This window comes from uncultured Adlercreutzia sp., from assembly GCA_910585575.1.
In the GTDB taxonomy this organism is placed as follows: domain Bacteria; phylum Actinomycetota; class Coriobacteriia; order Coriobacteriales; family Eggerthellaceae; genus Adlercreutzia.
This window is the reverse complement of the sequence record CAJUFS010000055.1, coordinates 1-15,846: the sequence shown is the minus strand read 5'-3', so window position 1 is coordinate 15,846 and position 15,846 is coordinate 1. Positions and strand designations below refer to the sequence as shown.

Here is a 15,846-nt window from a genome sequence, read left to right as displayed (position 1 = left end):
AGATCTATCGCTGTGACTGGAGTTCAGACGTGTGCTCTTCCGCTCTTTTTCAGCTCAGCCGCGGCCTTCTTGGTGAAGGTGATGGCCAAAAGCTCGTCCACCGAGGCCAGATAGGGCGGCTCGGCACCTTGGGGCGACAGCGCGAAGGCCACGCGCTGAGTGAGGGTGAAGGTTTTGCCCGAGCCGGCGCCGGCGGCCACCATGAGCGGCGCGTTCAGCGTAGTGATGACCCGGCGCTGAGCGTCGGTGCACTGGTCCAGGTTCACGAGAGCCTCCTTTCGCAATCGGGGACGGGACAGTAGGTGCAGGCCCCCTTCCAGCGCGGCTGCTGCGGAATGTGCCCCTCGGCCAAGCTGGCAATGCCCTCGGCCACCAGGGCCTCCACGGCATCGAGCAGAGCATCGAAGGCCAGCGGCGAGAAGCTGCCGTCGGAAAAGAACGCCTTGTCATCGAACACGCTGCTGTCCACGGCACCGTTGACCAGGTCTTTATCGGTCTTGGCCCGATAGCCCAGGTACAAGGCACCCGCGCAGTGCAGGGTATTCAGGCGCTGGCGCAGCGCCTGGGCGTACATGAGCGCCTGGGGATGCCTGGGAAGCGCCGGCTCAGCGGCCCCCTTCTTCGCGCCCAGGCTGTACTCGGAGCCTGCCGATCCCTTGTAGTCGATGACGGCGAAGCGACCGCTTTCCTCGTTCACATCGTAGCGGTCGGCGCAGCCGTGCAGGCGCACGCCGGCGTAGTTCACGCCGTCCTCCACGCTGATGCTCACCTCGTTGCCGGCCACTTTGAATCCGGGAGCGAAGCGAGCCTGACGGCGCAGGCTGGCGGCCATCAGGCGGTACAGGCGCCGCAGGTGCAATCCCTCGGCCGAGGACACCGCCACGAAGCGCCCGCTTCCCGGATTTTTCCGCTTCTCGCGCTGCACCTGGGCGTGGAACACCTCGCCCAGCAGACGCTCGTCGTCGGTCCAGGGGCGCTCCCCCACCCGGCCGCAGCCCGCATCAGCCAAAGCCTCGTAGAAGGCGGCGAACACCGCGTGGACGAAGGTTCCCTCTTCGCGCGAGCCGAACTGCTCGTCGAGCGGAGTCGGCGCCACGCGCTTCTGGATGAACCACGTGTAGGGACAGCCCAGATAGCACTCGATGGCCGAGGGCGACAGCACCAGCAGCGGACGGCCCTCCTCGCGCACCGAGCGCAGGAAGTCGACAAGACGCAGCCGATCGAGGCGCCCACGGGTAACCGCCGGGAACGCCACAGTGGCCGTCGGCGCCTGGAAGGTGTCGCCGACGGTCTCGACCAGGCGGTCCTCGCCGCAGCGCCGGGTAACGTTGTTCAGGGCGCGCGGCAGGTCAAAGAGCCCGCGATCGGGCTCTTCCCAGGCGGCGCGGAGGGCGGCACCCTCGGGCGGCAATGCCGCCAGAGCCGCTTCGGCCAGGGCCTCGCCGTACTCCTTCAGCAGAAAAGCCGGATAGGCTTCCTCGCCCTCGGGCGTGCGGCAAGGCACCACGCAGGTGAACTGGCACCGGGCAGCGGCCATGGCGCCCGCGAAGAGGCGGCGCTGCTCGTCGAAGAGCGAGAAGGGCACGGCCCAGCCGAGCTTCACCGCCAGCTCGTCGAGGGCCGTGGCGCCCGCCCGGGCACGGAAGCCCGCGTCGCTGACATCGGAGAGCACCACGGCATCGTAGCTGGCCGCCACCAGGGATTTCAGACGATAGGGCGAAGCGAATTCCACCACGGGGCCCGCGCCCTCGGCCACAGCCTCGAGACGCACCGAGCCCTCGAGCCACAGCGCGGGCACAAGCGCCGGCGCTCCGTCCAGGTCCCGGACAACTTCCAGGGTCTCGCGCAGAGACGAAACCACCGCCAGCTCGCGGCGGCGCTGCAAGGGGGAAAGCGCGGCGGCCTGGGACGCGGCGGCCTCCAGGGCATCGGCGCAGGCCGCGAGAGCCGCAAACGTCGTTGAGGGCGCCTCGGTTGCAGACGCCAGGGAGCGAACAGCCGTGGCAATCGTGCCGCAGAGCGGCGATGCCTCGACCAGCAGCGCCAGGGCGTCCTCGGCGGTGAGCGTGCGATCGCGCCGCAGCGCGCTGTTGAGGCGTCTCGCTTCCCGCAATCCGCCTCCGGCCAGCGGGTTGGCCAGGGCATCCGTGGCCGCCGCGGCCTGATGGCGCCCCTCGGCCACTGCCTGCACGCTGCGCCACAGGCGCGCGCCAGCCGTGGCCTCTACCGGCGACTCCAGGCGCTCGGCGCAGGCAAGGCCCCCGGCCGCCAGCGAGGGCGCCAGGGCCTCGAACAGCTCCGAGGCATTGGGGCCGCACACGAGCACCGAGCGGGCGCCGTCGCCCGCGGCCTCAAGCACGCTGGCGCGAACGAGCGGCGCCGTAGCCGTTGGCCCCGCCGGCACCAGGAACTGCGGCTCGACATCGGCCGCAAGGGCCGGCAGAACGACCGAGCCGCCAGCCGCCGAAACTGTGGACCCTGCTGTTTTAGCAGCGGCGTCGGCGGACGAAGCGCCGCTCGCAGCGTCGACGAGTGCCCGAACCCCGGGCGTCAGATCGACCTCGTCCACCACGCGCACCGGCGGCAGGGGCACCGCGCCCGTGGGCGCCGCAGCCGCCAGCAACGCCGCCGCCTGGTCGGGCTCTATCAGGTGCGCCCGGTGTAACGCTTCGTTGTAGGCGCGGCCGAGCGCCAAGACCGCTTCTTCGTGGCTCGAGAGCGCCGGAGCGAACCCCTCGTTACCGGAGGCCGCTTCCAAAGCGAGGCGGCTGGCATAGCGGCGGAAGAACGCCGCCAGCTGGCGAGCCGCGCCCGGCGAGGAGGCCACCGCCTGCTGACCCTCCAGCAGGCGCGCCACCAGCACGGTGCGCTGGGTGCCGTCGACCAGCGCCCGCCCGTCGCCCCACAGCTCCCACAGCTCTTGCACCCAGGCCGCGGCCGTCATGCGGCGCACGCCCAGGCTGGCCCCGGCCCCCGCCGCTTCCGCTGCGCGCTTGGCCTGGTCGTTCGCTCGCTCGATGGTGCGGTACAGCTCCACGCTCATCTCAAACAATGACGCCTCTTTCCTCGTTTCTTTCAGCGCCTATTCTACCGTGAAAGCGACGGCTCTTCCCCACCGTGAACGCTCGGCAACAAATTCCCCTCCATCCGTTGACCCGTCGCCGCCACAACGCTTCGCTCGCCCGGTTCCTTTTACCATAGAACCAGGTTATCGCGCAGGGACCCCTTGCCGACACCTGCATACCGCATTTGCTAGGAGGCACGTTATGACCTATCAAGAACTGGTGACCAAGCTCATCGAAATCCAGAAGCACATGATGCCCGACCTGGAGAAGTACGATCACGAGGATCGTCTCCCCGAGGGCCTGCGCGTCGCTAAGGCCGAGATCGTCGAGTGGGAGCACAAGGTCGACGGCTGGGGAGGCCTTGAAGAAGCCCCCGAAATCTGGCCCGTGGAGAAGTTCGCTCGCGAGCTGCGCGAGAACGAGGACATCTTCAATGACTTCATGCGCCGCAACATCGCCGAGTACGAGTCTCTGGCAGCCCAGCTTCCCGCCGCCTACGATCATCCGCTCGGTCAGTAGTACGAACGCGCAACGTTCATAACACCAACCACTCCTGATGGCCGCTTATCCAAGCGGCCATCTTCGTCACGGGACGGATTCCCAAAGGGGACGGTCCAAAGCGAGGCGTCTGAGCCGCGCTGGGTCGCTTCCTCTTCGGGAACCCGTCCTATTCCGCGTAATCAGTAGCGTCCGTCCAGCTCTTGGGCCATGCGGGCCACCCCGCGGCGGGCCTCGGCCCGTTCGCGCTTGTAGTGCCACTGCCCTTGATCGAAGGCAGCCCCTAAGCTGCAGGCAGCCACCCGATACCAGGTGCGGGCGCGTCGGAAGCTCTGCGCGCAGCCGCGTCCCAACTCGAAGGCGCGGGCCAAGCGCAAAGCCGCATTGCCCGTGCTGGCCCGGTCTTCGTCGAAGGCCCCGCTTTCCAGCTCGAAGGCGCGCCGGTACAGCTGCCAGGCCCGTCCGGCATCGGCAACGCAGCCGCGTCCGGCCGCCACCATATCACCCAAACGCCAGCAAGCCTCGCCGTGACCGTGATAGGCCGCATAGGAAAAATGCCGATGGGCGCGCTCGTCGCACGGCGTGCTTGCGCTATGGAGGGCGCGACTTTCCAGCAGCCCCTCCCAGTAGCGGCCCTCGCCCAGATCGGCCTCGTAGATAATGCCGAGACGCCAATGGGCCGCCACATGACCGCGCGCCGCCGCATGGAGCAGCAGGATCTCGGCCGCCCGATAGCACTCGACGCGCTGAGCGCGCCGCTCCTCGCCCGCCAGCGAGAGTGCTTCGGCAAAGTAGATTTCAGCCAGGTCGAAAGCGCGCCAACCCCCCTTGTCGGGGCCCGAGGGATAGGAGGCCACGAATGTGCGGCCGCTGGCGTTTTCTCCCTGGGCGCGCTCGCTGATCCAGATGCGCGGCAGCCGCTCGTTCGCCTCGCCGCCCTTGCGGTCGATGGCAAACACCGAGGCGGTTTCCTGGCGGCGGCGCCAGTGCGGTCCGCGCAGCACGCGCGGCACGAAGCTGGCCTCAGCCCCACCGTTGGCCCGTCGGGCGCTTGGAGCGCCGAACACCGTGTTGGCCGCCCGCTGCATCCAGGAGACTTCGGAGGCGCGGCGCGACGGAACGGACGTTGCCGTGGCCTGCGCGGCCACGGCGCAGGTAGCGGTGCTAGTCATTGAGATGCACCTCCATCACCAAACGCGTCCACGCACCGATCTGTTCCTTGGCCGTGAGACGCCCCTCCACGGTTTTGCCGCCGTCCATCAGGCGCGCCACGAACTCGTTGCATTCACAGGACACGTAGCCGATGCGCTGGCCGGCGCCGTCGTGCACGCTGACCGCCCACGGGTCGAAGGGGTTCTCCCCGTCGCGAAGCAAGGCCAGGCGATCCCCCGGCTGGTACTTCGCCGTGATCGACTGGACGTCCGGAATGTGGCGCGTACCGGCCACGGTGGTGTTCTCCACGACGCAAATGGATTGAGCTGCGTTTGCCATGGGTGCTCCCTTCGTTGAATGCGATGGGTACATCCTACGCGAGCACGATCATATAGCTGTCCCTCTTTAGGTACATCAGCTACACCGCTTTTCCGCTGGGGAATATTTCAGTCCTCATTGTGCATGGCCCCGTCGAGGTGCTAGACTGGCACAACACCTGATCACCCGCCGGCGCACAACCCATCGCCGACTTCCCTGAAGGAACCACTATGAGCAAGTCCAAGGACAAGAAAGCGAAGAAAGCCGCTGCCGACAAGAAGGCGGACAAGCTGAATCGCAAGAAGAAGCACACCGGCTGCAAGGGCGAAAAGAACGCCCAGGGCTGCAAGGGCTGCAAGAAGGCGAAGAGAGCTCTGAAGCTGGAATACTGCACCTGTTGCAAGAAGCACTGCCCGCTCTCCAAGCCCAAGTGCGGCAAGGGTCGCCGCCTGGCCGCCGCCCTGAAGCTGCGCCAGGGCTAGGAGCCCCGAGGACACCAAAAAATGGCGCCCCTGCAGCCCGATGACTGCAGGGGCGCCGTTACGATAGAACGGGATGCGGCTGGCGCTAATCCTCGTCGAGAATTTCCGTCTCAGCCAATGCCGGCTGATCGGCCTCGGGCAACACGGACCCATCGGCCTCCCGAGCCTCCCGGGCCTCGTCGAAGAGCGCCTTCATGGTGGGGTTCTTCCGCGTCAGCTTCTTCACCGTCAGATCCTCGGCCTTGTCGTTGGCCAGGCGCAGCTGGTTCTCGCTGCCCAGCAGGTTGTCCTTGATCTTCTGCAAATGATCGATGGACTTGTCGATCTCCTCGATGGCCTTGCGGAACTTGTCCGAGGCGATGCGGTAGTTGCGGCCGAACTTGTCCTTGAAGTCGGCCAGCTGGTCCTCGAAGTGCGTCACGTCGATGTTCTGCTGGCGCACGAGGGCCAGCTCCTTGCGATACTCCATCGACGACAGCGCCGCGTTGCGCAGCAGTGTGATGATGGGGATGAAGAACTGCGGGCGCACCACGTACATCTTGTCGTAGCGATAGGACACGTCGGTGATGCCGTTGTTGTACAGCTCATTCTCGGGCTCCAGCAGCGACACGAGCACCGCGTACTCACAGCCCTTTTTCGTGCGGTCGGCGTCGAGCTTCTTGAAGTGCGACTCGTTGGTTTTCTTGTGAGTGGAGTCGTCGGCCTCGTTCTTCATCTCGAACATGATGGAGATGATCTCGTTGCCGTCCTCGTCAAAGTCGCGGAACACGAAGTCGCCCTTGGTGCCCTCCACCACCTCGTTGTCCTTCTCGAAATAAGCGCGAGGGAAGGCCGTGGGGCGCAGCTGGTTGAAGGCGATGTCGCAGTGCTGCTCCAGCGTCTCGCCGAGCATCTTCGTGGACAGGCGCGCCTTCATGTCGCGGATGCGCTCGATCTCGCGATCGCGATCGGCGATAAGCTCGTCCTTGGCCGCCAGCTTCTCGGCCAGCGTCGCCTTGTGCTCGGCCTCCACGCGCACCAGGGCCTCACGCTCGCGCTCTAGACGCGCTGCCAGGTCATCGCGCTCGCGCTCGACGGCCACCTGGGCGTCTTTCGCCGCCGCCTCAGTTTTCTGCACCGCTAGCTGGGTTTCCACCGAGGCCTGCTGGCGCTGCGACTCCAGCTGCTGGGCCAAGCCGTCGCGCTCGCGCTCGACGGCACGACGCTTTTCCTCTTCAGCCGACAGCGCCTCATTCACCGCTAGCTTTCGCGCTGTCTCCGCCTCGGCGGCCTGGGCAGCCAACTGAGCACGCAAGGTCTCCAACTGCTTTTCCAGCTCGGCCCGTTCCGTGGCCGCCTTCAGCTGGAAGTCCTTCGCCTGGGTCTTGAACTGCTCGGTATGGGCCACCAGCTTCTGCTGCTCCTCGGCCAGGGCCGCGGCGTCGGCGGCCTGCTGCTCAGCCATCTGCTGCGTCAGCTTCTCGCGCTCGGCGGCCACGGCCAGCTCGACCGCCTGGCTGCGGCTCTCTTCCAGCAGGCGCTCGCGTTCGGCCAGCTCGCGCTGAAACTCCTGGTCGCGCACTTGGCTAAGGATGGCCGCGTAGCCGCTCTCGTCGACGGTGAAGGGCGTGTGGCAGTGGGGGCAGACGATCTCACTCATAACAGGCTCGCTCTCGTTGATAGACGCCATCGCATCGATAGCGCAGGGCCGCAGGGCGTCGTTTGCGCCCCGCTCGTTAGTCTGCCCCTATCCTACCCAACCTTGTGTCCCAGAAGGAACCCAACGACGCATTTTCTTGCAATTCCGCGCAAGATCAGGCGCCCCTAAAGCTCCATCCGGTCGATCTCGCGGTAGCTCTTCAAGTTGAAGCTGGTCAGCTGACCCTCCGTCGCCACATAGAAGTCGTCGCCGATACGCAGGCCCCGCGCGCCCTGGAAGCCCCACTCGGCCACCTCGTCGGCCAGCGCTTCTTTGAAGCCGCGCTCGTCGGAGTACGTGAACAGGTAGTAGCAGTCGTCCTCGCCATCCACCGAGAAGCCCACCAGCCCGCGCTCGGCGTCCACGAACGCCGCACGATGGTCGTACAGCGCATCGGCCCAGTAAGTGCCCTCAAGGGTAAAGCTGGTCAGCTCCCGCACGTCCGCGGGATCCGAGGTGTCGAACATGCTCAGCTTGAGCCCCTGCGTCACACGGCCGCCCTTTTCCGTAGCCATGCCGATGCCCAGCAGACGCCCCTCGCCGAAGGGGTGCAGGTACTCGGAGAACCCGGGGATCTTCAGCTTCCCCACCACGCGAGGATGATGCGGGTCCGCCAGGTCCACCGTGAACAGCGGATCGACTTCCTTGTAAGTAACGAAGTAGCCCACGTCGCCCATCAAGCGGGCCGCGTACACCTTCTCGCCGGGAGCTAAATTGTCCAGCTGGCCCACCGTCTTCAAGCCCTCATCCAGCACGTACACCCCACTCGACTGCGGCTCGCCGTTCTCGTAGCGCGTGGTAACCACCCGCGTATAGCCCTCGTACTCGTCCAGCGAAAAGCCGTCGTCGATGGCCCCGGGCACCTCGGTCTCGCCCACGGCGCTAATCTTCCCCTGGTCGTACGACAGCTTGCAAAGCGCCGTGCGGTCGGAGTAGCCCCGGGAAGCCTGGGAGAAGGCGGGGTCGATTTCGTCCGTTGCCGCCTCGTCGACGTCGTCCTTCTGAGCACTGGGGTTCCACACCGCCCCGTAGGCGTAGATACTCTCGGTGCTCACGTACACGTCATCCACGCGACAGGTAAGGGCCGCGCTGTCCACCACCGTGTCGGGATCGTCCAAGGCCACCGAGCCGACCACCAGATACTGATCGGCCTCCTCCTCGTCGGGCACGTAGATGTTTCCGCACTTCACCTGCTGCTCCCCCACTTCGGGAATGTAGGCGGCGGAGTCTTCGGCACGGGCCGTCGGCCTAATGTTGAAAGCGGTGAACAGGTACAGGTAGCCGTTCACCAGGCGCGCCGTATGGTAGGCGCCCTCCTGCTTCACCCGAGTCACCTTCTGCGGCGATGACGGATCGGACACGTCATAGGTCACGATGCTGGTCACCGGATTCCACTCATTTTCGCTCTCGGGGTATTGCTCCACCACGGCGAACAGGCGATCCTCGGTGAGGAAGAACTCGCGGAACGCCGCGCCCTTCGGCGCCTTAATCGACGCCGCCTTGCGCAGCTTGCCAGCATCGGTCCTCACGATATCGATGCGCTCGCCCCAGTCCTGCAACGTGTAGACGCAGATGCCATCCGTCTTGGCGATATCGGCCTCGTCCACGCCCTCCGTGCGCACATTGGTCTGCGAGAAGTCGCTTTCACTGGCGTCTTTCTGGGTGTCGGATCGTGCCGAGAAGCTTTCGGCCGTGGCCATGATTGCCTCATCGCTTTCGGAAAGGTCCTCATTAAGGTCACGCTGCTCGGCGCGCTGCTTCAGACCGAGCAGCGCGTACAGCTCCTCGTAGCTGGAGGCCGCCGGGATGGCGCTGACCGCAGCGACATCAGAAGAATCCGAAGCACCATCGCCCGCTGGCTCCACCGCCGAACTTGCCGGACACTCGAACACCTCCCCTGCGGTCTGCTGATCGACACCAGAAGGCACCGGATCTGCCTGCAGAACCGCCATCACGCCAATGCCGGCCAACACCGCCAAGCAGGCTGCTGCCACCGACGGGATCAGCCAGCGCCGACGCCGTTTGCCACCACGTCGCGAATACGTCACTTCATTTTCTCTAGCCCGCACGCCGGGGGCTTCCGCAGTCGGCCCGCCAGCCTCTTCCGCGGCCTGCAGCCGCGCGGCCACCGCCGCCGGCTCCAATGACGCCGGGGGTTCAATGTTTTCGCAAGCTTGCCGAAGAGCCTCGGCAATGCGCTTCTCGTTCGCATCCATTACCGTGCACCACCTTCCAACCGCCGCCCCATCTGATCCAGCGCGCGCTTGCGCCGCGAGCGAACGGTACTGGGATTCATCTGAAGCAGCGATCCGATCTCGCGACTGCGGTAGCCGCCGAACACCGACAGCCCCACGATCAGGCGATCCTCCTCGTTAAGGCACGCAAAGGCCTGGCGCACCGCGGCGGCATCGGCCTGGTCGAGCTGTGGTCTGTCGGGAGACTCCATAGCCTCGGGCTCTGCGGGTACCATGTGGCCGTCCCGCTTCAGCTTCCGACGGCACGTGTTAGCGGTAATCTGGAACAGCCACGATTTGAAGGCCTCGTCCCGCCGCAGCTGACCGCGCTTCTCCCATGCCGCAAGCACCGCCTCGCCCACCGCGTCCTCGGCATCGGCGGCGCTGCCCATCAGACAGAGCGCGAACCGATAGAGGTCCCGGTAGATGCGCCCGTAGCGCTCGGCAAACTCATTCGCATCCATCACTGCTTCCTTTTCCTCAAAGACGTCTCGCCCATAAGAGTCCCCAGGATGCACTTTTGTTGCAACAATTTTCCTATCGGCACAAAAGCGCTACAGCAGCTCAAGGGCGTGAACGCAGTCGAAGGGCACCGCCGTGCGCACGATCCACAGGGTGCGATAGATGGTATCCACCTGGCTGACGGCCCCGGTGCAGGTGCGATAGGCGCCGTCGGCGTAATAGGTGCAGCGTACCACCGCACCGCGCTGTACCTGGCCGATGAGCTCGTTCAGCTCCCGCGCTTCTTCTTCCGTGAGCGGGCGCTCCTCCTCGGGCACCACTTCTTGGTCGCGCACGAGGTCGTAGTAGCCGCGCAGAGCGGCGAAGGGCATGAACTGGCGCGCCCGATCGGGATGGGGGCGGCCGATGGTGTGCCGGCGCACGTACTGCTGCCGGGCCGCTTCCTCACGGGCCGCCGCGCTCTCGCCGCGACCTCGACGAGCCCTGGCACCACCCTGCGCCCCCGCCCTAGCCACGATGACCTCCCACCAAGTTATTGCGCTCGCGGCCCATGGCGTGCTCCTGCAAGCTGGTGCCCTTGATGAGAGCGTTCTTCCCGAACTTGTCCTTAATGGCCAGCACCGCCTCTTGGGTGCGCCGCTCGCGCGCAGCAGCCTCATGGTCGGTAAACAGGTCGAAGGTGGCGAGGTCCTCGTCCACCAGATTGCCGAACCCCAGGCTGATCTTGCGGATGAGTCGCGTCGGGTCGACCGTCTCGCGGTAGAGCTCCTCCAGGTAGCCGTGGAGCTTCTTGAACGAGTTGGTGCGCTCGGGAATCTTCCGCGAGCCGCCCCCGTGGCCGAACGGGTCGCGCCGCAGGCTGCGTACACCATGCTCGGCTTGGAAGAAGTCGGCGGACTCGGCAGACTCCGGCTCGCGCGCGGCCGCACCGGGCACGAGGGCGCCTTCGGCCCCAGGGGCCCCAGCCAGTCCAGCAACGTCCGCGCCTTCGCCCATGCCCTGACCACCCTCGCCTCGCTGGTAGCTCACATGCAGCGACACATGGTCGGTGACCAGCTGCTTCTCCACCAACTCGAGCACCGTATCGTCGCACATTTCCCGCATGACAATAAGCCCGTCGTCAAAGGAATAGCCGCAGGGCAGCACCTGGCCGTTCATCAGCGAACTGGACTCGGGCTCGTAGGCCTTGATCTCGGCGATGGTGCAGGGCTCCACGCCCCAGGCGTGATCGATTAAGTACTCGGCGTTCACCCCGAACTCGTCATAGAGCACATCGGGATCCATCTCGGTGACGCCCTTCAAGTCGTACACGTGGTACTTCGCCAGGCGTCGCGCAATGCCCGGCCCTATGTTCCAGATGTCCGTCAGCGGACGATGACGCCAGATGGTGGCGCGAAACGATTCATCATCCAGCTCGCCGATACCGTCGGACGCGTGTTTGGCCGAAATGTCCAGGGCCACCTTGGCTAAGAACAGGTTCGGCCCGATGCCCGCCGTGGCCGGGATGTTCGTTTGCGCCCGCACGGCATCGCGCAGCATCTCGGCGAACTGGCGCGCCGTCACGTCGTAGAGCGACAAATACGCCGTGGCATCGATGAAACACTCGTCGATGGAGTACGGATGGATGTCCTCCGGCGACACATAGCGCAGATAGATGCCGTATATTTCCGCAGAAGCGGCCATGTAGGCGCGCATACGGGGCCGCGCCATAATGTAGTCGATCTCGGGCGGAATCTCGAACACGCGGCAACGGTTGCGCACCCCGACCGCCTTCATGGCGGGGCTGACCGCCAGGCAAATGGTGGTAACCGTACGCTCAGGGTCGGCCACCACCAGCCGCGTAGTCATCGGGTCAAGCCCCCGCGCCGCGCACTCCACCGAGGCGTAGAAGCTCTTCAAATCAATGCACACATATGTCCGCTGCCGTTCCATGAGCCTAGTGTAACATGGAACATCAGTTCTATATACAAAGAGAACCGCCTTTGCGGCGGTTCTCCTTCCAATGCAAGATTTCCTTTATCCTACCCTGCCAAGGACAGTCCCTTGAAGGGAGGCTCGTAACCCCCGTCGCTCCTTTTATACATCAACGAGCTATCGTAGCGATTCGCGACTTTGATCCAACCCGTTCTACCTCCGGCTTTCATCAGGAAACGCACCGTATTTCCCTTCACATAAACCCTCAGGAACTTCGCCTTCTGACCTTTCTTAATAGTGAATTTCTTGGCTTTGCACGAGGCGCTTTTGTAAGCAGTAATGTTTTTCTTCACCACATAAGCTTTGGACCGCTTGCCCTCCTCGCTGACCCACCATCCAATTCTTATTTTTCCAATAGAGGAGGCTTTCTTGAGTTTTCCTCCCTTGTATCTATAGGTGTAATCCGCTTGAATGTTTCCCGCCATGTAGGACATGACCCCAAATGTCACGATCATGGCATTTCCCGATACTTTTTTAATTTTACCGCCAAAATGACTGCCGATTTTTCTGCCGAATCCTTTGTTGCAGTCGATATTCATCTTGAATTTGCCGCCGCTGTATCTAAACACGGCGCACACGTCAGAATCGTCATTTTCAAAGGGTCCGAAAAGATAGAGGAAAGTCTTCCCGTTCTTCAGCTTAATGAGCTGAGCCTCTACATAGTCACTATACCCACCAGCCTTTTGATTAAGGGCAGTTTTACCATTAACAAGCACCTTAATGCGCGAATACCGGTCACCCTCTATCCCGGAAAGAGCCACCTTGATCGTATCCGACTCGCCGTCGCCGGTCACGTCGTAGGACGAATAGGTCACGCCCGTTTTCAGCGCATACACATGCGCACCGTTACTGACCACCGTAGCATAAGCGTGGCCGGGCATCGCACAGGCTAGGAAAACCGCGCTCGCCAACAGCATGGTCAACCCCAGAACCATCAGTGCCCCTTGAGGCATCAACTGCCTCCGCGATTGCGCATTCGAACTCATCACGACCCTTTCCTTCGTTGCTTTGCTGATAACGAGAAAGTCTACCGATAATAAGGGCTTTTGCCCTCATCTATGACGCCAGGCATGCCAGACCCCGTCCACCGTCAGGGCGTGAGCTTTCTTCCGTGATGCCCCCTCGACTAGGTTTAGCGTCTCTTAGCTCTTCACCTTCACGGTCTTGGTCTTCGACCAGCCCGAGTAGTACGTCTTGCCGGCCACCTTCTTGTAGGTGCGCACCTGTATGTAGTACTTCTTGCCTCCCTTGAGCTTGGAGACCTTCAGTGTGCACTTCTTGCCCGCAGAGGAGGTTGCCTTGACGGTCTTGACCGTAGCCCTCTTCATGCTTTTCTTGAGCGAGTAGCGGACCTGGTAGCCGGTGGTCTGCTTGAGCGCGGACTTCGAGGGCTTCGACCACTTCACGGTGAAGCTCTTCTTACCGAACTTCACCTTGCCCTCAGCCACAACTCCCTTGGGAACAATCTTGAACGTAGCAAACTTAGAACCAGTGTAGGCGCCCTTACCCGTGATGGCGACGGTCGCAGTGCCCACGTTCTTGTTGCGCTTGAACGCCACAGTGTAGTCTTTATCGACTCGCAGCGTCTTTCCGCCAAGTTTGACCACAACCGAAGGTTTAAGAGCTTTCCCCGTCCAAACTCCGGAAGCAACCGTCACCTTTGCGCCGGCGAGAGAGACGAGCTTAGGTTGCGGAGGAGCCACTGGCTTGACCAGTGCTTTCGCTGCAGCCGAACCCTCTGCGGCATAAATGGCGGCTTTATTTGCCGGAATCGCTTCAGGAGCAAATACCTGACCGTTCGCATTCACCCAGCGACCCGTAGCTCCCTTGATATATTGGCTGCTCGGTGCGGGAAGGATGCCGGACGCATTCGATTTAGAACCAACTTTTATCCAAGACAGCGAACGGCATCCCAAAAACATCGCTGACTTCATCGCATCCGATACGCCCGACATGTCAAGGCCCGAAATATCGACCGATTCAAGGCTGATGCACCAGTCGAACATTTCATAGCACATGTTCAGAGAAGGAGTACTCCAACCCGCCAGGCTAACCGTTCGGAGCGACTCGCAACCCTCAAACATAAGCGCGGTTTGCGCTAGATTAACAGTGTTCCAATTTTCAACATTGATCGCCTCAAGCGAAACGCATCCCAAGAACATCGACATCGTTGAGCGCAGCTTGGCAGTATCCCATCTCGAGACATCAACGCTCTGCAATGCGGAGCACGCCCAAAACATACCAGCGGCGGTTTCAGCGTTAGACATATTCCACTGAGAGACATCAACGGTTTTCAGGGATTCGCAACGCCCAAACATGAAGTCAGTCGATGCAACACTCGACGTATTCCAACTTGCGGCATCGATCTCCTTCAGAGCAGTGCAGCCCTCAAACATGTAGTCAGTTGCCGCGACGCGAGACATATCCAACTTAGAAAGATCAACGGAAGAGCAATGCGCCAAGTCCTTGAACCAAGCAACGGTATCAATCGGCGCAACCCGGTCGCGCACGATTACCTCACTCACTTGGTCATCCACATTAGAGTCCCAGCCACGCTTAGGTCCTTCCGTAGATCCGGACCCAACGAGATACACTAGACTCGGATCATATGTCCCATAAGCATTATCAGGATTCGGGTCTGTCTGAATAACCAGAGTGAAAGCCTCCATTTCAGCTCCGTCGGAATCAAGTACCATATGCCCGTTCTTATAGTACACAGCATAAATTGCATCCCCAGAGCCTTCAGCTGCCCAAGCATTTTGAGCAAACGATGGCAAAAAGAATCCCACCAGTACAACCAGCAGCACCATTACCGCAGCCAACCAGGCACTTGCCTTCGCTAAACGCAACATGCTGACATAGCAATTTGCTCTTCCCATTACCACACTCCCATTCCTTCTTCCAGGCAAGTCGCCGCACCCTTGCAATTCTACAGATATTAAATCTACAGGCATTGTCCCAAATTGTTGAGGAAGTATGTCACATTTGTAAAAAATGCAGCTAACGGCGTAACCAACGATGCAAAGATGCCTCCTAGAACCCTGACGACCTAATTCGCTCTTTGATGCCGACACGCCAATGGACCATCCTCCAACCGGACGCCATGCAAGTGAGTCATTCTCCAACCAGGACTATCTCTGCCTTACCGAACACACCGTTATCCACTATTCGCGCAACCACGACGATCCAGCCACCGCGTCCATCCGCCTCCTTCACTTCACTTCACACCAACCAGCGCCCACACTCCCGCAAACAAAATGAGCCGCCGCCCGAAGGCGACGGCTCTTCTAAAAAGCGCGTTTTCTGTTGCAGGAACTTACACGATACCCTCGGCCATCATGGCGTCGGCCACCTTCTCGAAGCCGGCGATGTTGGCGCCCATGACGTAGTTGCCCTCATGGCCGTAGCGCTTGGCGGCGTCGTCGATGGCATGGTAGATACTCACCATAATGCCGTTGAGCTTCGCGTCCACCTCTTCGAAGGTCCAGGACAGACGCTCGGAGTTCTGGGACATTTCCAGACCGGAGGTGGCCACGCCGCCGGCGTTGGCCGCCTTGCCGGGGAAGAACACCACGCCGTTCTCCTGCAGGTACTCGGTGGCCTCCAGGGTGGTGGGCATGTTGGCGCCCTCGGCCAGGATCTTGCAGCCGTTCTTCACCAGGTTCTGCACGTCCTCCATGTGCACCTCGTTCTGGGTGGCGCAGGGCAGCGCGATGTCGCAGGGGGTAACCCACACGCCGCGGCCCTCGTGGTACTCCACGCCCTCGCGGCGCTTCGCGTACTCGGTGAGGCGGGCGCGCTCCACTTCCTTCACCTGCTTGAGCAGAGCCACGTCGATGCCGGCCGGATCGTACACCCAACCGGTGGAGTCGGACACGGTAACCACCTTGGCGCCCAGCTGCTGCGCCTTCTGGGTGGCGTAGATGGCCACATTGCCGGAACCGGAGATGCAAACCGTCTTGCCTTCGAAGGAGTCGTCGTGG

At 62.6% G+C, this 15,846-nt stretch carries 12 protein-coding genes and 1 pseudogene; 2 read left to right on the top strand and 11 right to left on the bottom strand.

Features of this window, described 5'->3' with window-relative positions; genetic code table 11:
* Positions 1–262: 262 nt before the first annotated feature.
* Complete coding sequence (locus QZ307_RS08120) at positions 263–3,043, bottom strand: PD-(D/E)XK nuclease family protein (protein WP_295998409.1); 2,781 nt, start codon at positions 3,041–3,043, stop codon at positions 263–265.
* Positions 3,044–3,266: 223 nt separating this feature from the next.
* On the opposite strand from QZ307_RS08120, the gene QZ307_RS08115 reads away from it, so the two are divergent.
* The gene (locus QZ307_RS08115) at positions 3,267–3,584 is read left to right on the top strand and encodes a hypothetical protein (protein ID WP_295998404.1); all 318 of its coding nucleotides are present in this window, start codon (positions 3,267–3,269) and stop codon (positions 3,582–3,584) included.
* Between the two features lie 161 nt (positions 3,585–3,745).
* On the opposite strand, the gene QZ307_RS08110 is transcribed toward QZ307_RS08115, so the two are convergent.
* Both QZ307_RS08110 and QZ307_RS08105 read right to left on the bottom strand, forming a co-directional pair.
* Positions 3,746–4,735, bottom strand: a complete 990-nt coding sequence (locus tag QZ307_RS08110) for a hypothetical protein (protein ID WP_295998401.1) — start codon at positions 4,733–4,735, stop codon at positions 3,746–3,748.
* Positions 4,728–5,054, bottom strand: a complete 327-nt coding sequence (locus QZ307_RS08105) for an HIRAN domain-containing protein (RefSeq protein WP_295998398.1) — start codon at positions 5,052–5,054, stop codon at positions 4,728–4,730. Before QZ307_RS08105 ends, QZ307_RS08110 begins: the two co-directional genes overlap by 8 nt.
* 209 nt (positions 5,055–5,263) lie before the next feature.
* Here QZ307_RS08105 and QZ307_RS08100 point away from each other — a divergent pair, with 209 nt between their 5' ends.
* Positions 5,264–5,515, top strand: coding sequence for a hypothetical protein (locus tag QZ307_RS08100; protein WP_295998395.1), 252 nt, complete (start codon positions 5,264–5,266; stop codon positions 5,513–5,515).
* Positions 5,516–5,600: 85 nt separating this feature from the next.
* Here the strand turns inward: QZ307_RS08100 and QZ307_RS08095 are convergent, their stop codons facing one another.
* The 8 genes and pseudogenes from QZ307_RS08095 to QZ307_RS08060 all read right to left on the bottom strand — a co-directional run.
* Positions 5,601–7,154: a DUF2130 domain-containing protein gene (locus tag QZ307_RS08095; RefSeq protein WP_295998394.1), complete on the bottom strand. Its 1,554-nt coding sequence runs from the start codon at positions 7,152–7,154 to the stop codon at positions 5,601–5,603.
* Between the two features lie 164 nt (positions 7,155–7,318).
* The gene (locus QZ307_RS08090; protein WP_295998391.1) at positions 7,319–9,409 is read right to left on the bottom strand and encodes a beta-propeller domain-containing protein; all 2,091 of its coding nucleotides are present in this window, start codon (positions 9,407–9,409) and stop codon (positions 7,319–7,321) included.
* Positions 9,409–9,891, bottom strand: coding sequence for a sigma-70 family RNA polymerase sigma factor (locus tag QZ307_RS08085; RefSeq protein ID WP_295998388.1), 483 nt, complete (start codon positions 9,889–9,891; stop codon positions 9,409–9,411). Before QZ307_RS08085 ends, QZ307_RS08090 begins: the two co-directional genes overlap by 1 nt.
* A gap of 90 nt (positions 9,892–9,981) precedes the next feature.
* Complete coding sequence (locus QZ307_RS08080; RefSeq protein ID WP_295998385.1) at positions 9,982–10,404, bottom strand: hypothetical protein; 423 nt, start codon at positions 10,402–10,404, stop codon at positions 9,982–9,984.
* On the bottom strand, positions 10,397–11,821 hold the full coding sequence (locus QZ307_RS08075; RefSeq protein WP_295998382.1) for a DNA repair protein: 1,425 nt from the start codon (positions 11,819–11,821) through the stop codon (positions 10,397–10,399). The genes QZ307_RS08080 and QZ307_RS08075 overlap by 8 nt, the downstream gene beginning before the upstream one ends.
* Before the next feature lie 89 nt (positions 11,822–11,910).
* Complete coding sequence (locus tag QZ307_RS08070; RefSeq protein WP_295998379.1) at positions 11,911–12,852, bottom strand: hypothetical protein; 942 nt, start codon at positions 12,850–12,852, stop codon at positions 11,911–11,913.
* 153 nt (positions 12,853–13,005) lie between these two features.
* Positions 13,006–14,742, bottom strand: coding sequence for a BspA family leucine-rich repeat surface protein (locus QZ307_RS08065; RefSeq protein WP_295998407.1), 1,737 nt, complete (start codon positions 14,740–14,742; stop codon positions 13,006–13,008).
* A gap of 437 nt (positions 14,743–15,179) precedes the next feature.
* Positions 15,180–15,846: pseudogene (locus QZ307_RS08060) on the bottom strand (NADP-specific glutamate dehydrogenase); the annotation flags it as partial.

Coding starts and splice junctions, on each gene's coding strand:
- QZ307_RS08120 (WP_295998409.1), bottom strand. CDS start 3,043: ATGAGCGTGGAGCTGTACCGCACCATCGAGCGAGCGAACGACCAGGCC.
- QZ307_RS08115 (WP_295998404.1), top strand. CDS start 3,267: ATGACCTATCAAGAACTGGTGACCAAGCTCATCGAAATCCAGAAGCAC.
- QZ307_RS08110 (WP_295998401.1), bottom strand. CDS start 4,735: ATGACTAGCACCGCTACCTGCGCCGTGGCCGCGCAGGCCACGGCAACG.
- QZ307_RS08105 (WP_295998398.1), bottom strand. CDS start 5,054: ATGGCAAACGCAGCTCAATCCATTTGCGTCGTGGAGAACACCACCGTG.
- QZ307_RS08100 (WP_295998395.1), top strand. CDS start 5,264: ATGAGCAAGTCCAAGGACAAGAAAGCGAAGAAAGCCGCTGCCGACAAG.
- QZ307_RS08095 (WP_295998394.1), bottom strand. CDS start 7,154: ATGAGTGAGATCGTCTGCCCCCACTGCCACACGCCCTTCACCGTCGAC.
- QZ307_RS08090 (WP_295998391.1), bottom strand. CDS start 9,409: ATGGATGCGAACGAGAAGCGCATTGCCGAGGCTCTTCGGCAAGCTTGC.
- QZ307_RS08085 (WP_295998388.1), bottom strand. CDS start 9,891: ATGGATGCGAATGAGTTTGCCGAGCGCTACGGGCGCATCTACCGGGAC.
- QZ307_RS08075 (WP_295998382.1), bottom strand. CDS start 11,821: ATGGAACGGCAGCGGACATATGTGTGCATTGATTTGAAGAGCTTCTAC.
- QZ307_RS08065 (WP_295998407.1), bottom strand. CDS start 14,742: ATGGGAAGAGCAAATTGCTATGTCAGCATGTTGCGTTTAGCGAAGGCA.